Source organism: Pseudogulbenkiania ferrooxidans 2002, from assembly GCF_000174355.1.
GTDB classification, from domain to species: Bacteria; Pseudomonadota; Gammaproteobacteria; order Burkholderiales; family Chromobacteriaceae; genus Pseudogulbenkiania; species Pseudogulbenkiania ferrooxidans.
In genome coordinates, this window is the sequence record NZ_ACIS01000004.1 from 113,702 (window position 1) to 128,903 (window position 15,202).

Here is a 15,202-nt window from a genome sequence, read left to right on the forward strand (position 1 = left end):
AGTGAAAGAGTCTATGTCTGATACCACTTTCAGCTATACCCGCAGTCACCTCGAAAGCCTTGCCGCACAGGTGCTGGAACTGGCGCGCCAGCAGGGCGCAACCGCCTGCGAGGTGGACATTTCCGAAGGCACGGGGCAATCGGTGAGCGTCCGCCTCGGTGAGGTGGAAACCATCGAATACAACCAGGACAAGGGTGTCGATGTCACGGTGTATTTCGGCCAGAAAAAGGGCCACGCCAGCACCTCCGATTTCACCGCAACGGCCCTGGCCGATACGGTCGGCGCTGCCGTCAACATCGCCCGCTTCACCGCCGCGGACGATTGCGCCGGCCTGGCCGAGCCGTCCTTGCTCGCCACCGATTTCCCCGATCTGGCGCTGTACCATCCGTGGGCCTTGCCGGTGGCCGAGGCGATCGAACTCGCGCGCGAGTGCGAGCAGGCGGCGCGCGCCGTGGATAGCCGCATCAGCAATTCGGAAGGCGCCACGGTCTCCACCCAGCAAAGCCAGTTCATCTATGCCAACAGCCATGGCTTTGTCGGAGGCTTCCCGTCGTCGCGCCACAGCCTGTCGGCGGCGGTGGTCGCGAGCGAAGGCGAGTCGATGCAGCGCGACTATTGGTACAGTGCCGCTCGCCACCGCGAGGATCTGGAGAGCGCGATGCAGGTCGGCGCCCGCGCCGGCGAACGCACGGTACGCCGCCTCAATGCCCGCCGTATCACGACGGGCCAGTATCCGGTGCTGTTTGAGGCGCCGGTGGCGGCGTCACTGATCGGCCATCTGGTGTCCGCCATCAGTGGCGGTGCGCTCTATCGCAAGTCGAGCTTCCTGCTCGACAGCCTCGGCAAACCGGTGTGTTCGCCTTGCGTGGTGATCGATGAAGATCCCTTCCTGCTGCGCGGCTTCGGCAGCAGCCCCTTCGACAGCGAGGGAGTGGAAACCTGCGCCCGCCGGCTGGTGGACAACGGCGTACTGAAGGGCTACATGCTCAGCAGCTATTCGGCGCGCAAGCTCGGCATGGAAACCACCGGTAATGCCGGCGGGCCGCACAATCTCATCGTGCATTCCACTGGCGACAGCTTCGACGATTTGCTGAGCAAGATGGGAACCGGGCTGCTGGTCACCGAATTGCTCGGCCACGGCGTGAATACGCTGACCGGCGATTACTCGCGGGGTGCCGCGGGCTTTTGGGTGGAGAACGGCGTCATTGCCCATGCCGTGGAGGAGATCACCATCGCCGGCAATCTGCGCGACATGCTCCGGCAGGTGGTGGGCATTGGCGACGACGTGCTGGTGCGCGGGGCCAAACACGTGGGCTCCATCCTGATCGAGTCGATGATGGTGGCAGGCCAGGGGGCATGACGCCGGCCGAGTGGCAGGCCGCTTGCGAAGGGTTGGCCGAAGCCGATCCGGTCATGGCCGGGCTGATCGCATGCTTTCCCGGCTCACGGCTGGTGACGCGCGGACAACCCTTCGAAACCCTGCTGCGGGCCATTGTCGGCCAGCAGATTTCGCTGAAGGCCGCCGACGCCATCTGGAGCCGGCTGTCGGCAATGGTCCGCTGCGACAGTCCGGACAGCATCCTGGCCGCGTCGGTCGATGCCCTGCGACAAGCAGGCCTGTCGGCGCGCAAGGCCGACTACGTGCAGGATCTGGCTCGGCATTTTGCCGATGGCCGTATCGACCCGCAGTCGTTCCCGGCGCTCGGCGACGAGGACATCATCCGGGAGCTGGTTGCCGTACGCGGCATCGGCCGCTGGACCGCGGAAATGTTCCTGATCTTCCATCTGGCGCGGCCCGATGTCTGGGCAATCGACGACATCGGCCTGCAGCGTGCGGTGTCCGGGCTGTATCTGGACGGGCTTCGGCCAACCCCCGCCGCTCTGCGCGAGCTGGGCGAGCGCTGGCGGCCATGGCGCAGCGTGGCCAGCTGGTACTTGTGGCGTCACGTCGAGCCGCTGGAAGTGGTGTATTGACGACTCCGGGATGGATGGTGAAGGCGAGGCTCCTTATTTGAAGCATCCTGAAGAGGTGCCACCATGTCGGGCAAACCCACTGTAGCGCTGATCCTGTCGGGAGGCGGGGCACGCGCTGCCTATCAGGCCGGAGCCATGCTGGCCCTGTCCAAGCTGCTGCCGGATCCTTCCCGCAATCCTTTTCCGATTATTTCCGGCACGTCCGCCGGTGCCGTGAATGCCGTGGCCATGGCTGCCGGCGCCACCGATTTCCGTCGTGCCGCAGGCTACCTGGCGCAGGTCTGGAAGCAGGTGCACATCGAGTACATCTACGACCCGAGTCTGGCCTACTTCCTCAAAACCTTCCTGCATTTTGGCGTCTCGGTGTTGAGCGGCGGGCGTATCTGGACCAATCCGCGCAGTTTTCTCGACAACTCCGCCCTGCGCGAACTGCTCTCCAGCGTCATGCAATTCGAAGGGATCGAGCAATCCATCCGTGCCGGTGCGTTGCGTGCGGTGGCGCTGACCGCTTCCTGCTACAGCTCGGGCATGTCGGAAACCTTTTTCCAGGGGGACGACAGCATCCAGCCCTGGTCACGCTACCGGCGCGCCGGCGTGCGTGAGACACTCGGCGTCGATCACCTGATGGCCACCTCGGCTATCCCCCTGATCTTTCCCTCGGCCCAGGTCGGCAACCGTTACTACTGCGATGGCGCTGTCAGGCAGATGGCGCCGTTATCTCCCGCGCTACACATGGGGGCAGAGAAGCTGTTCATCGTCGGGGTCGGGGGCCGCGACGTCGCTCAAGCCGAACGCCGGCAGGGTGGAGGAGGAGCCGCTCCGTCGCCGGCGCAGATTTTTGGCCATCTGCTGGATAGCGTGTTTCTCGATAGCTTGTCATCCGACATGGAACGTCTGCTGCGTATCAACCATACCGTTTCCCTGTTGCAGGCCTACCCCGAACTGGCCGAGCAGACCCCGCTGCGCCGGGTCGAGGCATTTGTGCTGAACCCCAGTCGCTCTCTGGAGGAAATTGCCTATCGTCATAGCGGGCGATTCCCCCGGGTGATGCGTTTCGTCATGCAGGGGGCGGGGGCCACGCGCAAGCGCGGTAGCGTGCTGGCCAGCTATTTGTTGTTCGAACCCGAGTATTGCCGTGAACTGATCGCCTTGGGCTACAAGGACGTGCTCAATCAGAAGCAGGCGATCGGTGAATTTCTGGAACTTTGACCAGGTCGACAGTTCCGATAGCGTTTGTGTTTCTTTTTATGTAAAGGGTATGGAATGGGACTGAATAGTCGCCGAAGCATTTTTCTTCTGATCGCGCTGGCTTGCGCCGCGGCCATCGGTTTTGCCTTGTACGCTCAGCATGTCTGGGGGCTGCAGCCATGTCCGCTCTGTATCTTCCAGCGTGTCGGCGTGATGGCCGTGGGCGCCATTGCCCTGCTGGCGGCAATCCATAACCCAGGCCAGCTCGGTGGGCGGCTCTGGGCTGGCCTCGCGGCCATCGCGGCGCTGGGTGGGGGGGCTGTATCGGTGCGCCACGTCTGGCTGCAACACCTGCCGCCGGACCAGGTCCCGTCCTGCGGTCCCGGCCTGGATTACATGCTGGAAACCATGCCGATGAGCAATGTACTGTCCAAGGTGCTCAAGGGCAGTGGCGAGTGTGCCTCGATCGACTGGACCTTCCTCGGCATGTCGATGCCGTTCTGGACCGGAGTGTTCTTTGCACTGGTTCTGGTATTGTTGGCGAAGGCTTTCTTTACCAAGAAGTAAGCCTCGGAGGGGCAGGGCGATCGGTTTGATCGCCCTGCCGGAGGTTGAAAGTGTCTGGAAAACAAAAAGCAGCCCGAAGGCTGCTTTTTCTATTGTTGGCGGAGTGGACGGGACTCGAACCCGCGACCCCCGGCGTGACAGGCCGGTATTCTAACCAACTGAACTACCACTCCAGCAAACTGGTGGGCGTTGACGGAGTCGAACCGCCGACATTCTGCTTGTAAGGCAGACGCTCTACCAACTGAGCTAAACGCCCGAATTCTGGGTACTGCTTGTATTGTTGGCGGAGTGGACGGGACTCGAACCCGCGACCCCCGGCGTGACAGGCCGGTATTCTAACCAACTGAACTACCACTCCAGCAAACTGGTGGGCGGTACTGGACTCGAACCAGCGACCCCTGCCGTGTGAAGGCAGTGCTCTACCAACTGAGACTAACCGCCCGAATTGGGTACTGCTTGTATTGTTGGCGGAGTGGACGGGACTCGAACCCGCGACCCCCGGCGTGACAGGCCGGTATTCTAACCAACTGAACTACCACTCCAGCAAACTGGTGGGCGTTGACGGAGTCGAACCGCCGACATTCTGCTTGTAAGGCAGACGCTCTACCAACTGAGCTAAACGCCCCCGCTCGCTGTATTTGCTTGGCTCAACAGCGAGGAGGCGAATTAAAGCACAGTGGTTTCTGTCATGCAAGAGGGGTGGGTGAAATTTTCACGTCCTTGTTTAAAACGTCCCGCAGCATTCTTCATGCTCAAGGCATTTTGTCTGACAGGGGCGTGACGCACTCTTTGCACCTCATGTATTATCTGCCGATTCGCTTTATCGGACGGTTATAGTAATGAAGCAGACCTTTCTCGATTTTGAGCAGCCGATTGCCGAGCTGGAAAACAAAATTGAAGAACTGCGCTTTGTCCAGGATGACTCAGTGCTGGACATTTCCGAAGAGATTTCGCGCTTGCAGAAAAAGAGCCAGGAGCTGACCAAGACGCTCTATGGCAAGCTGACTCCGTGGCAGATTTCTCAGGTGGCACGCCACCCGCAGCGCCCCTACACCCTAGACTACATCAAGGCGCTGTTTGCGGACTTCGACGAGTTACACGGTGATCGTTCGTTTGCCGACGATCCCGCCATCGTTGGTGGCATCGCGCGCTTCAATGGCCAGTCCGTCGTTGTAATCGGCCATCAGAAGGGGCGTGACACCAAGGAAAAGATCTACCGCAATTTCGGCATGCCTCGCCCGGAGGGCTATCGCAAGGCCTTGAAGTTGATGAAATTGGCCGAAAAATTCAGTCTGCCGGTGATCACCTTTGTCGATACCCCGGGTGCGTACCCCGGTATCGGCGCAGAAGAGCGTGGCCAGTCCGAGGCAATCGGGCGTAACCTGTATGAAATGGCCCGCCTGAAAGTCCCGGTGATCTGCACCGTGATTGGTGAGGGTGGGTCCGGCGGTGCGCTGGCGATTGCCGTCGGCGATTACGTCAACATGCTGCAATACTCTACCTATTCGGTCATTTCGCCGGAAGGGTGTGCTTCGATTCTGTGGAAGACGGCCGAACGCGCCTCCGATGCCGCCGAAGCGCTGGGTATTACTGCAACCCGCCTGAAGACGTTGGGCTTGGTCGATCGCGTGCTCAACGAGCCGATCGGCGGGGCACACCGCGATCACGCGCAGATGATGGGCTCGATGAAGCGTATGCTGCAAGAGCAGTTGCGCGATCTGACGGCCAAGCCGCTGGAAGAATTGCTGAAAACCCGTTTTGACCGGCTGATGAGTTATGGGCGCTTCAAGGAAGACGCTGCCTGACCTGATTGATCGCCTCATCGCACATTGGCCGGACGAATTGTCCGGCCAATGTGCTTTTGAGGTGGGGCTAAGCGGCGGCATCGATTCGGTGGTGCTGCTGGACCTGCTGGTGCGCCTGTGTTTGGAGCGGGGGCTGAAGCTGTCGGCAGTGCATGTCCATCACGGGCTCAGCCCGCAGGCGGATGCCTGGGCGGAGCATTGTCGCCAGCTCTGCCTGGAATGGGGCGTGCCATTACGGTCGGAAGCGGTGAAGGTCGAGGTGTCCGGCGGCGAGAGTCTCGAGGCCGTGGCGCGACAGCATCGTTACAGGGTTTATGGCGAGTCTTCGGCCAGCGTAGTGGTGTTGGCCCATCATCAGGACGACCAGGCCGAAACCGTGCTGCTGCAATTGCTGCGCGGCGCCGGGCCGAAGGGCGTGGCGGCGATGCCGACACTGCGCCGACATGCCGGCCGCTGGCTGTGGCGGCCCTTGCTCGCCATCTCTCGTGCCGAAATCGAAGCGTATGCGCGTTGGCGCCAACTGGTCTGGGTCGAGGACGAAAGCAACGTCGACACCCGCTGGCGCCGCAATTTGCTGCGCCACGACATCCTGCCTCTTATCGAGTCCGCCATTCCCCATTACCGGCAGCATTTGCAACGTGCGGCCGTCCTGATGGCGGATGCCTCTGCCGTTCTCGATGAGCAGGCTGAGCAGGATTTGCAGCGCTGCCGCGACGCTGGGCGTCTGCTCGTACAACCCTTGTCCAGTCTCAGTCCGCCGCGTCAGCGCAACATGCTGCAATACTGGCTGGAGCGGCTCGGTCTGGGGGTGGCGTCGCCGGAAGCGCTGGAGCAATTTCGGCATCAAGTGCTGCATGCGGCTCCGGACAGAAACCCCGAGCTGCTCTTGCCTCAGGGACGAGTCTTCCGTTATCGGGGGGCGCTGTGGCCGCTTGCTGTTGCGATGGCGCCGCAAACGACCCGCCTGGCCGCGGGTGTCTTGGGCGCCAGAGTGGTCCCGCGCAGTTGGCCGGGCGAGCTTGGGTTTGTGCTTCGATCGGGAGGTCTCGATCCTCTCTGTTTGCAGGGCGGGTTCGAACTGCGGGTCAGGGTCGGGGGGGAGCGGCTTGCTCAGCAGGTTGGCCGAAAGCCAGTGAAAACCCTGCTGCAGGAAGCCGGAATCCCTCCCGCCTTGCGGGCGCAGTGGCCGTTGCTGTTTTTGCCGGATGGCCGTCTCGTGGCCATTCCTGGTGTTGCGGTCTCCGAAGGGGTCAAGCTCCACGATGGTCCGGGGTGGTGGCCGGAATGGTGGCCGTGCTCGTTGCCCGGTTCCTGAACGGAGTGAGGCGGGTACTGGGTGTGGCCGTGGAAGAATAAAAAACACCCGCCAGAAGCGGGTGTTTTGCTGAAGTGCTCGACCGGTGCGGTTAGTCGCGTTCGCCGCTGAAGGCCAGCAGTAGCCGCAGCAGGCTGGTGAACAGGTTGTAGATGCTGATGTAGATGCCCAGTGCCGCGGAAATGTAGCTGGTTTCGCCGCCATCCACCACGTTCTTCACTTCCCACAGGATCATCAGCGAGCTGAACAGGGCAATGGCCGCCGCAATGGCGAGTGTCATGCCGGGTAGTTGCAGGAACATGTTGGCAACGATGGCGACCATCAGCACGATGGCGCCCACGGTCAGGAAATTGCCCATGCCGGACAGGTCGCGCTTGGTGGTGGTGGCAATCGCCGTCATCACGAAGAACACGGCGGCGGTCGCGCCGCCCGCCACCAGGATCAGCTGGCCGCCGTTGGCAAAGCGCAGGGCGAACTGCAGCAAGGGGCCCAGCAAAACGCCCATGAGGAAGGTAAAGCCCAACATCAGCACGACGCCGAGGCCATTGTTGCGGTTGGCCTGGATGGCGAAGGTCAGGCCGTAAAACACCGCCATGATGGCGAGCATACCGATGATGGGGCTGCCTGCCAGGAAGGCAAAGCTCATGTTGGTGCCGATCAGGGCTCCCATCACGGTCGGGATCATCGATAGCGCCAGCAAGGCATAGGTATTGCGAAGAACCTTGTGGCGTGAGCCATCAAGCGTCAAGGTCTGATAGCCGGACTGAAGGTTCGGGTGCATGCTTCTCTCCCAGAGATCGAAAGTATTTGGTGCGAGTGGTGGGTAGACTTATCCACCTGCCATTAAGTTTCCGCGATGCGGCAGCCCGGCGCAAGGTGTCTTGCCCGGGTAGGGGGCTTGATGTATTCTTGCGCCTTGGCTGACCGGCCGGGAAATTACGCAAGCGCGGTCACGCACCCAATTGCGAGGGTGGCGGAATTGGTAGACGCACTGGATTTAGGTTCCAGCGCCGCAAGGCGTGAGAGTTCGAGTCTCTTCCCTCGCACCAGCAACCGACGTAACGTCGCCTTTCCCTGCATCAGGTTTAAACTCGAACACAGTTTAAGGATTGGACATGCAAGCACAGTTGGAAACGTTGAGCAACCTCGAGCGTCGCATGAACATCGCGTTGCCGATGGCTGCTATCGACGCCCAGGTGACCGAGCGACTCAAGAACATGGCGCGCAAAGCCAAGATCCAGGGCTTCCGCCCGGGCAAGGCACCGCTCAAGATCGTCGAAATGAATTACGGCGCCCAAGTGCGCGAAGAAGTGCTGGGTGAGCAGGTTCAGCAAGGTTTCTACAAGGCAGTCAGCGAACAGAAGCTGCGCGTTGCCGGCTATCCGCGTTTTGAGCCGGTTGCCAATGAAGGCGACAAGGACAGCTTCAAGTTTGCCGCTTCTTTCGAAGTATACCCGGAAGTCAAGGTGGGCGAACTGGTTGGCAAGGAAGTCGAGAAGCCGGTTGTCGTCGTGACCGAGGCCGAAATCGATAAAACGATTGATATCCTGCGCAAGCAGCGTACCCGCTACGAGCGTGTCGAGCGCGAAGCCGCCACGGGCGATCGCGTCATCATCGACTTCAAGGGTAGCATCGACGGCGTGCTGTTCGACGGCGGTTCCGCCGAGAACTTCCCGTTCGTGCTGGGCCAGGGGCAGATGCTGGCCGACTTCGAAGCCGGCGTTACCGGCATGAAGGAAGATGAAGTCAAGAACATCACCGTCGTGTTCCCGGAAGACTACCACGGCAAGGACGTGGCCGGTAAAACCGCCGTGTTCGAGATCACCGTGAAGAACGTCGCCGCTGCCACGCTGCCGGAAGTGAACGAAGAGTTCGCCAAGCTGCTGGGCATCGCCGACGGCGACATCGAAAAGATGCGCGCCGAGATCAAGAAGAACGTCGAGCGCGAAGTGAAGCGCCGCCTGCAGGCCAGCATCAAGGAAAACGTGATGCAGGCCCTGCTCGACGTGACCGAGATCGAGCTGCCGAAGGCACTTGTGCAGCTGGAAGTGGGCCGCCTGATCGAACAGGCCCGCCGTGACATGGAGTCGCGCGGTCTGAAAGTCAAAGAGATGCCGTTCCCGCCGGAACTGTTCCAGCAGCAGGCCGAGCGCCGCGTGGCTCTGGGTCTGATCCTGGCCGAAGTCGTGGCCGAGAACAAGCTGGAAGCCAAGCCGGAACAGATCAAGGCCATGATCGAAGAATTCGCCGAAAGCTACGAGCATCCGGAAGAAGTGGTGCAGTGGTACTACGCCAGCCCGGAACGTATCGAAGGCCCGACCTCCATGGTGCTGGAAGATAACGTGGTTGAATTTGTGCTCGGCAAGGCCAATGTAGTAGAAAAAGAAATGTCGTTTGATGCCCTGATGGGTAACAACGCCTGATAACCAACTACCGGAGCGGTCGATGATTTCAATGATGGATACCCAAGCGCTGGGCCTGGTTCCCATGGTGGTCGAGCAGAGCGGTCGTGGCGAGCGCGCTTACGACATCTACTCGCGGCTCTTGAAGGAACGCATCGTGTTCCTGGTTGGGCCCGTCACGGATGAGTCGGCCAATCTGGTGGTGGCCCAGATGTTGTTCCTTGAGTCGGAAAATCCGGACAAGGATATCTATTTCTACATCAACTCGCCGGGCGGCTCGGTGTCGGCCGGCATGTCGATTTTCGACACCATGAACTTCATCAAGCCGGACGTGTCCACCCTGTGTATCGGCCAGGCTGCCAGCATGGGGGCATTCCTGCTGTCCGCCGGTGCCAAGGGCAAGCGTTTTGCACTCCCGAACTCGCGCATCATGATTCACCAGCCGCTGGGCGGGTTCCAGGGACAGGCGTCCGACTTTGAGATTCACGCCAAGAACATCCTCTACATGAAGCGCCGCCTGAACGAGTTGCTTGCGTTGCATACCGGCCGCAGCATCGAGGAAATCGAGCGTGATACCGACCGTGACAACTTCATGTCGTCCGAAGAAGCGCTGGCTTACGGCTTGATCGACAAGATGCTGCAGTCCCGCCGGGACGCGCAGGCCTAATCGGTACGGACATTGACAATGGCTGATAAAAACAGCAACGAAAAACTGCTCTACTGCTCTTTTTGCGGCAAGAGTCAGCATGAGGTGCAGCGGCTGATTGCTGGACCTCAGGTATTCATCTGCAACGAATGTGTCGAGTTGTGCAACGACATCATTCGAGAAGAATTGGAAAAAGGCGTTGGCATCGAGGCGGCCGAGGGTGAAGGCCAGCCGTTGCCGACCCCGCAAGAAATCCGCTCCGATCTGGATCAGTACATCATCGGTCAGGATATCGCCAAGAAGACGCTATCGGTGGCGGTGTACAACCACTACAAGCGTCTCTACACCCCGACCGACAAGGACGATGTCGAGCTCGCCAAGAGCAACATCCTGCTGATCGGCCCGACCGGTTCCGGCAAGACCCTGCTGGCGCAATCGCTGGCGCGCCTGCTGGATGTGCCGTTCGTGATCGCCGATGCCACCACCCTGACCGAAGCCGGTTACGTGGGGGAGGATGTCGAGCACATCATTCAAAAGCTGCTGCAGAAGTGCGATTACGACGTGGAGAAGGCCCAGCGCGGCATTGTCTACATCGACGAGATCGACAAGATCTCGCGCAAGTCGGAAAACCCGTCGATCACGCGGGACGTATCCGGCGAAGGCGTACAGCAGGCACTGCTCAAGCTGATCGAGGGCACGGTGGCATCTATCCCCCCGCAGGGCGGCCGCAAGCATCCGAACCAGGAGTTCATCCAGGTCGATACGACCAACATCCTGTTCATCTGCGGTGGTGCCTTCGACGGGCTGGAAAAAATCATCCGCCGTCGCTCGGAAAAGGGCGGCATCGGCTTTGGCGCCGAGGTCTCCTCCAAGGACGAGAGCAAGAGCATCTCGGTGCTGTTCAAGGACGTGGAGCCGGGTGATCTGATCAAGTTCGGCCTGATCCCCGAGCTGATCGGCCGCCTGCCGGTGGTGGCAACGCTGGAAGAGCTGGATGAAGAAGCGCTGGTGACCATTCTGACCCAGCCGAAGAACGCTCTGGTCAAACAGTACCAGCGCCTGTTCTCGCTGGAGGGGGTGGAGCTCGAGATTCGTCCGTCGGCCCTGCGCGTGATTGCCAAGCAGGCCTTGGTGCGCAAGACCGGTGCGCGTGGCTTGCGTTCCATTCTTGAGCGTGCGCTGCTCGATACCATGTACGAGCTGCCTTCGATGGATAACGTCTCCAGGGTGGTGGTCGACGAGAAAGTCATCGAGAAGGGTGACAAGCCGTTGTTCATTTACCAGGACAAGGACGACGAGGTGCAATCGGCCTGAGCCGGTTCCGCTCCCCATGAATTTCTGGTGCGATAAAACTGTTTTAGTATGGGCGTTGATATTTCGCCGCTCATCCCCCATTTCCCTAGCATCGATTCATGTAAGCAAGGTCAGGTGATATGCCGCAATCCGCAGAACTCAGAGAAGAGACCACGCTTCCACTGTTGCCCTTGAGGGACGTTGTCGTCTTCCCCCACATGGTGATCCCGCTGTTTGTCGGGCGGGCCAAGTCCATTTCCGCCCTTGAAAATGCCATGGACGAGGGCAAGCAAATCCTCCTGGTAGCTCAGCGCTCGGCGTCCAAGGACGAGCCGGAAGCCAGCGATCTGTACGGTGTCGGGACGATTGCTACCGTCTTGCAAATGCTCAAGCTGCCCGACGGCACCGTCAAAGTGCTGGTTGAGGGCCGACAGCGCGCCATCATCCAGCAAGTGCAGGATGAAGGTGATTGTTTTGTCGGTAAGGTCACCCCATTGACCAGCGATGGGGAAGACTCCACCGAGACCGAGGCGATGCGTCGCGCGCTGTTCGCCCAGTTCGAGCAGTACGTCAAGCTGAACAAGAAGATTCCGCCGGAAATCCTGACCTCGCTCGCCGGTATCGAACGAGCCGGGCGTATGGCCGACACCATCGTGGCCCACCTGCCGCTCAAGCTGGAGCAAAAGCAGGAAGTGCTGGAGATGTTCGAAGTCAAAGAACGCCTCGAGCATCTGTTGTCGCAGCTGGAAGGCGAGATCGACATCCTGCAGGTGGAAAAGCGCATCCGCGGCCGCGTCAAACGCCAGATGGAAAAGAGCCAGCGCGAGTACTACCTCAACGAGCAGGTCAAGGCCATCCAGAAAGAACTGGGTGAAATGGACGAGGCCAGCGACCTTGATGAGCTTGAGAAAAAGATCAAGGCTGCCGGTATGAGCAAGGAGGCTCGCGAGAAGGCGACCTCTGAACTCAAGAAGCTGAAAATGATGTCGCCGATGTCGGCGGAAGCCACGGTGGTGCGCAACTACATCGAAACATTGCTCGATCTGCCGTGGAAGAAGAAGACCAAGATCAACAAGGATGTGGCCAACGCCGAGGTGGTGTTGGATGAAGACCACTTTGGCCTGGAGAAGGTCAAGGAGCGCATCCTCGAGTACTTGTCGGTGCAGCAGCGCGTCGACAAGCTGAAAGCACCGATCCTGTGCCTGGTCGGAGCCCCGGGGGTCGGCAAGACCTCGCTGGGGCAGTCCATCGCAAGGGCCACCAACCGTAAGTTCGTGCGCATGGCCTTGGGTGGCGTGCGTGACGAGTCCGAAATTCGCGGCCACCGCCGAACCTACATCGGCTCCATGCCGGGTAAGGTGCTGCAGAACATGACCAAGGTAGGGGTGCGCAATCCGCTCTTCCTGCTCGACGAAGTCGATAAGTTGGGCGCGGATTTCCGTGGCGACCCGTCCTCGGCCCTGCTCGAAGTGTTGGACCCGGAACAGAACCATTCTTTCGTCGATCACTACGCCGAAGTCGAGTACGACCTGTCCGATGTGATGTTCGTGGCCACGGCCAACTCGTTGAACATTCCGCCGGCACTGCTCGACCGTATGGAGATTATTCGCCTGTCCGGGTACACCGAGGACGAGAAGGTCAACATCGCGCTGAAGTACCTGGTGCCGAAGCAGATGAAGGCCAACGGCGTGAAGGACGAGGAGGCAGTGATCCAGGAGTCGGCGGTGCGCGATATCGTGCGCTACTACACTCGTGAGGCCGGCGTGCGCAGTCTGGATCGGGAGATCGCCAAGATCTGCCGCAAGATCGTGATGGCGCAGTCGCTGAAGGAAAAGGCCGGACGGGTGACGGTCAGCGCCAAGACGCTGGAGAAGTACCTGGGCGTCCGTCGCTTCGATTACGGCATCGCCGAGGAAGAAAACCGTGTCGGTCAGGTGACGGGTTTGGCTTGGACCGAGGTGGGCGGCGAGTTGCTGACTGTCGAGGCGGTAGCGCTGCCGGGCAAGGGCAATATCATCCGCACCGGCCAGTTGGGCGAGGTGATGCAGGAGTCGATCACGGCTGCCATGAGCGTGGTGCGCAGCCGCGCGCGCGCAATTGGCATTCGGCCTGATTTTTATGAAAAGCAGGACATGCACATTCACGTGCCGGAAGGGGCGACCCCGAAAGATGGCCCGAGTGCCGGCATTGCCATGACGACGGCGATGGTATCGGTGCTGACGGGTATCCCGGTGCGTGCCGATGTGGCCATGACGGGCGAAATCACCCTGCGCGGCGAGGTGTTGCCGATTGGCGGTCTGAAGGAAAAGCTGCTCGCGGCTCACCGGGGCGGGATCAAGCATGTGCTCATCCCGAAGGGCAACGTCAAGGACTTGGCCGAGATTCCCGCCAATATCAAGCAGAAGCTGGAAATCCATCCGGTGAAGTGGATTGATGAGGTCCTGGCACTGGCTCTGGAGCGGATGCCGGAGCCTCTTGCCGAGACCGAGGTGGCCGAGCCGCTGGCGGCAGGGGTCGAAAGTGCCGTGGTGCCGGCTGTGGTAAAACACTGATAACGCAGTCGTTTGTATAAATGCTCGAAATGCCTTGCCGTCTGGGCTTCCAGTGCCGTCGCCAAAGTGGCAGAATGCTCTGAAAGCCGCTTGACACAAGGATTTCGGGCTTGTTATAAAGCAAACGGTTTTTATCCGAATTACGTAGACCGAAGAACGACGAAAGGGGACTTACGTGAACAAGTCTGAGTTGATCGATGCTATCGCCGCTGAGGCTGATATTCCCAAGGCTGCTGCTAGCAAGGCTCTGGACGGCATGATTGCCGCCGTGACTGGCGCGCTGAAACAAGGTGATACCGTTACGCTGGTTGGTTTCGGCACCTTCTATGTTGGTGAGCGTGCTGAGCGCACTGGCCGTAACCCGAAGACCGGCGACTCCATCACGATTCCGGCTGCCCGTTCGCCGAAGTTCCGTGCTGGCAAAGCCCTGAAGGACGCGCTATAATTTGAAACCTTGTCGTCAAGACAAGGTTTCAAGGGGTGATTAGCTCAGTTGGTAGAGCGTCTGCCTTACAAGCAGAATGTCGGCGGTTCGACTCCGTCATCACCCACCAAAGTTCGGAGCGGTAGTTCAGTTGGTTAGAATACCGGCCTGTCACGCCGGGGGTCGCGGGTTCGAGTCCCGTCCGCTCCGCCAGAACAGACAAAAAAGGTGAACGACACTTCCGTTCACCTTTTTTTTTACCGAGGTGGCATCCGCCTTTCGCACCATGTTCGAGTTTGTCCAGAACAATAAATTTGTCATCAAAGTCATTCTTGGCGCTATTGCGCTGACCTTTGTCGGTTTTGGTGTGGGTAGCTATACCACGGCAGTGGATGAGCCCTATCTGGCCAAGGTGGGGAATGTGAAGATACACAAACAGGATCTGGACCGTGCCCTGGAAGGCCAGCCGGCCGATGCCGCCACCCGCCAGGCCGTGCTGGAGAACCTGATCCGCCAACAACTGCTGCTGGCGGATGCGCACGCGGCGGGCCTGACCGTTTCTGATGCCCAGCTGCGCAAGGCGATCGCTTCGATACCTGCCTTGCAGGAAAACGGGGCTTTTAGCGCCGAGCGCTACAAGCAGTTCCTGGCCGGGCGCTACCAGTCGTCTGTGGCCTTCGAGGAACTGGTCAAGCGAGACATCCTGCTGCAAGGTCAGCTGACCAGCCTGTTGGGTAGTCAGATTGTGCCTCGTACCGTGGTCGATCGCATGGCGGGGGTATTGGGAGAAAGCCGCGAGGTGCGGGCGCTGGTGCTCAAGCCGGAGGCGTTTGCAGCCGAGGTCAAGACCGACGCCGCCGCCTTGAAGGCGTTTTACGACGCCAGTCTGAAGCGCTTCCGTACCCCTGAAGCGGTCAAGCTGGATTACGTGGTGTTGTCGCAGGATGCGCTGGCAGCGGCTCAGGCGGTGACAGATCAAGAAGTCGAAAGCTACTACAACGAACATAAGGCTGACTTTGGCAGCGAAGAGCGGCGC

General features: G+C 60.2%; 13 protein-coding genes and 9 tRNA genes. 15 read left to right on the plus strand and 7 right to left on the minus strand.

The genetic code is table 11. The annotated features are described in order from the left end of the window. Positions 1–13: 13 nt before the first annotated feature. The 4 genes from pmbA (at position 14) to FURADRAFT_RS07885 (ending at position 3,729) form a co-directional block, all read left to right on the plus strand. Entirely contained in the window at positions 14–1,360 is a 1,347-nt protein-coding gene (gene pmbA / locus FURADRAFT_RS07870; RefSeq protein WP_008953601.1) for a metalloprotease PmbA, read from the plus strand. Beyond that, positions 1,357–1,974, plus strand: coding sequence for a DNA-3-methyladenine glycosylase family protein (locus FURADRAFT_RS07875; RefSeq protein ID WP_008953602.1), 618 nt, complete (start codon positions 1,357–1,359; stop codon positions 1,972–1,974). Before pmbA ends, FURADRAFT_RS07875 begins: the two co-directional genes overlap by 4 nt. 63 nt (positions 1,975–2,037) lie before the next feature. Next, positions 2,038–3,183 carry a patatin-like phospholipase family protein gene (locus tag FURADRAFT_RS07880; protein WP_008953603.1) on the plus strand — a complete coding sequence of 382 codons (1,146 nt, stop codon included), beginning with the start codon at positions 2,038–2,040 and terminating at the stop codon, positions 3,181–3,183. Between the two features lie 54 nt (positions 3,184–3,237). Next, a complete protein-coding gene (locus FURADRAFT_RS07885; protein ID WP_008953604.1) occupies positions 3,238–3,729 on the plus strand; it encodes a disulfide bond formation protein B in 492 nt (163 codons plus the stop codon). 96 nt (positions 3,730–3,825) lie between these two features. Here the strand turns inward: FURADRAFT_RS07885 and FURADRAFT_RS07890 are convergent. The 6 genes from FURADRAFT_RS07890 to FURADRAFT_RS07915 form a co-directional block, all read right to left on the minus strand. Then, positions 3,826–3,902 (minus strand) — tRNA-Asp (locus FURADRAFT_RS07890). Between the two features lie 7 nt (positions 3,903–3,909). Beyond that, positions 3,910–3,985 (minus strand) — tRNA-Val (locus tag FURADRAFT_RS07895). 25 nt (positions 3,986–4,010) lie between these two features. After that, a tRNA-Asp gene (locus FURADRAFT_RS07900) sits at positions 4,011–4,087 on the minus strand. A 7-nt stretch (positions 4,088–4,094) separates the two neighbouring features. Continuing rightward, positions 4,095–4,171 (minus strand) — tRNA-Val (locus FURADRAFT_RS07905). Positions 4,172–4,194: 23 nt separating this feature from the next. Next, positions 4,195–4,271 (minus strand) — tRNA-Asp (locus tag FURADRAFT_RS07910). Between the two features lie 7 nt (positions 4,272–4,278). Then, positions 4,279–4,354, minus strand: a tRNA-Val gene (locus tag FURADRAFT_RS07915). A gap of 214 nt (positions 4,355–4,568) precedes the next feature. Here FURADRAFT_RS07915 and FURADRAFT_RS07920 point away from each other — a divergent pair. Both FURADRAFT_RS07920 and tilS read left to right on the plus strand, forming a co-directional pair. Then, positions 4,569–5,534, plus strand: a complete 966-nt coding sequence (locus FURADRAFT_RS07920) for an acetyl-CoA carboxylase carboxyltransferase subunit alpha (RefSeq protein WP_008953605.1) — start codon at positions 4,569–4,571, stop codon at positions 5,532–5,534. Beyond that, complete coding sequence (gene tilS, locus FURADRAFT_RS07925; RefSeq protein ID WP_008953606.1) at positions 5,506–6,849, plus strand: tRNA lysidine(34) synthetase TilS; 1,344 nt, start codon at positions 5,506–5,508, stop codon at positions 6,847–6,849. Before FURADRAFT_RS07920 ends, tilS begins: the two co-directional genes overlap by 29 nt. Positions 6,850–6,940: 91 nt before the next feature. Here the strand turns inward: tilS and FURADRAFT_RS07930 are convergent, their stop codons facing one another. Next, positions 6,941–7,630 carry a Bax inhibitor-1/YccA family protein gene (locus FURADRAFT_RS07930; protein ID WP_008953607.1) on the minus strand — a complete coding sequence of 230 codons (690 nt, stop codon included), beginning with the start codon at positions 7,628–7,630 and terminating at the stop codon, positions 6,941–6,943. A 183-nt stretch (positions 7,631–7,813) separates the two neighbouring features. On the opposite strand from FURADRAFT_RS07930, the gene FURADRAFT_RS07935 reads away from it, so the two are divergent. The 9 genes from FURADRAFT_RS07935 to FURADRAFT_RS21025 all read left to right on the plus strand — a co-directional run. Then, positions 7,814–7,898, plus strand: a tRNA-Leu gene (locus tag FURADRAFT_RS07935). A 66-nt stretch (positions 7,899–7,964) separates the two neighbouring features. After that, positions 7,965–9,272: a trigger factor gene (gene tig, locus FURADRAFT_RS07940; RefSeq protein WP_008953608.1), complete on the plus strand. Its 1,308-nt coding sequence runs from the start codon at positions 7,965–7,967 to the stop codon at positions 9,270–9,272. Between the two features lie 22 nt (positions 9,273–9,294). Beyond that, positions 9,295–9,918, plus strand: a complete 624-nt coding sequence (gene clpP, locus FURADRAFT_RS07945) for an ATP-dependent Clp endopeptidase proteolytic subunit ClpP (RefSeq protein ID WP_008953609.1) — start codon at positions 9,295–9,297, stop codon at positions 9,916–9,918. 18 nt (positions 9,919–9,936) lie between these two features. Then, positions 9,937–11,211, plus strand: coding sequence for an ATP-dependent Clp protease ATP-binding subunit ClpX (clpX, locus tag FURADRAFT_RS07950; RefSeq protein ID WP_008953610.1), 1,275 nt, complete (start codon positions 9,937–9,939; stop codon positions 11,209–11,211). 119 nt (positions 11,212–11,330) lie between these two features. Then, positions 11,331–13,742 (plus strand): endopeptidase La, encoded by a 2,412-nt coding sequence (gene lon / locus FURADRAFT_RS07955; RefSeq protein ID WP_008953611.1) that lies wholly within the window; start codon positions 11,331–11,333, stop codon positions 13,740–13,742. A gap of 175 nt (positions 13,743–13,917) precedes the next feature. After that, positions 13,918–14,187 carry an HU family DNA-binding protein gene (locus tag FURADRAFT_RS07960; RefSeq protein WP_014087648.1) on the plus strand — a complete coding sequence of 90 codons (270 nt, stop codon included), beginning with the start codon at positions 13,918–13,920 and terminating at the stop codon, positions 14,185–14,187. A 33-nt stretch (positions 14,188–14,220) separates the two neighbouring features. Then, a tRNA-Val gene (locus FURADRAFT_RS07965) sits at positions 14,221–14,296 on the plus strand. Positions 14,297–14,302: 6 nt separating this feature from the next. After that, positions 14,303–14,379 (plus strand) — tRNA-Asp (locus tag FURADRAFT_RS07970). 73 nt (positions 14,380–14,452) lie between these two features. Next, the coding region (locus tag FURADRAFT_RS21025) for a SurA N-terminal domain-containing protein (RefSeq protein ID WP_040652593.1) at positions 14,453–15,202 on the plus strand (750 nt) is incomplete at its 3' end.

What these genes read in the sequence shown, in the direction of transcription:
- FURADRAFT_RS07875 (WP_008953602.1), top strand. Translation starts at nt 1,357, where the DNA reads ATGACGCCGGCCGAGTGGCAGGCCGCTTGCGAAGGGTTGGCCGAAGCC.
- tig (WP_008953608.1), top strand. Translation starts at nt 7,965, where the DNA reads ATGCAAGCACAGTTGGAAACGTTGAGCAACCTCGAGCGTCGCATGAAC.
- tilS (WP_008953606.1), top strand. Translation starts at nt 5,506, where the DNA reads ATGGGCGCTTCAAGGAAGACGCTGCCTGACCTGATTGATCGCCTCATC.
- clpX (WP_008953610.1), top strand. Translation starts at nt 9,937, where the DNA reads ATGGCTGATAAAAACAGCAACGAAAAACTGCTCTACTGCTCTTTTTGC.
- FURADRAFT_RS07920 (WP_008953605.1), top strand. Translation starts at nt 4,569, where the DNA reads ATGAAGCAGACCTTTCTCGATTTTGAGCAGCCGATTGCCGAGCTGGAA.
- clpP (WP_008953609.1), top strand. Translation starts at nt 9,295, where the DNA reads ATGATTTCAATGATGGATACCCAAGCGCTGGGCCTGGTTCCCATGGTG.
- FURADRAFT_RS07880 (WP_008953603.1), top strand. Translation starts at nt 2,038, where the DNA reads ATGTCGGGCAAACCCACTGTAGCGCTGATCCTGTCGGGAGGCGGGGCA.
- lon (WP_008953611.1), top strand. Translation starts at nt 11,331, where the DNA reads ATGCCGCAATCCGCAGAACTCAGAGAAGAGACCACGCTTCCACTGTTG.
- FURADRAFT_RS07885 (WP_008953604.1), top strand. Translation starts at nt 3,238, where the DNA reads ATGGGACTGAATAGTCGCCGAAGCATTTTTCTTCTGATCGCGCTGGCT.
- FURADRAFT_RS07930 (WP_008953607.1), bottom strand. Translation starts at nt 7,630, where the DNA reads ATGCACCCGAACCTTCAGTCCGGCTATCAGACCTTGACGCTTGATGGC.
- pmbA (WP_008953601.1), top strand. Translation starts at nt 14, where the DNA reads ATGTCTGATACCACTTTCAGCTATACCCGCAGTCACCTCGAAAGCCTT.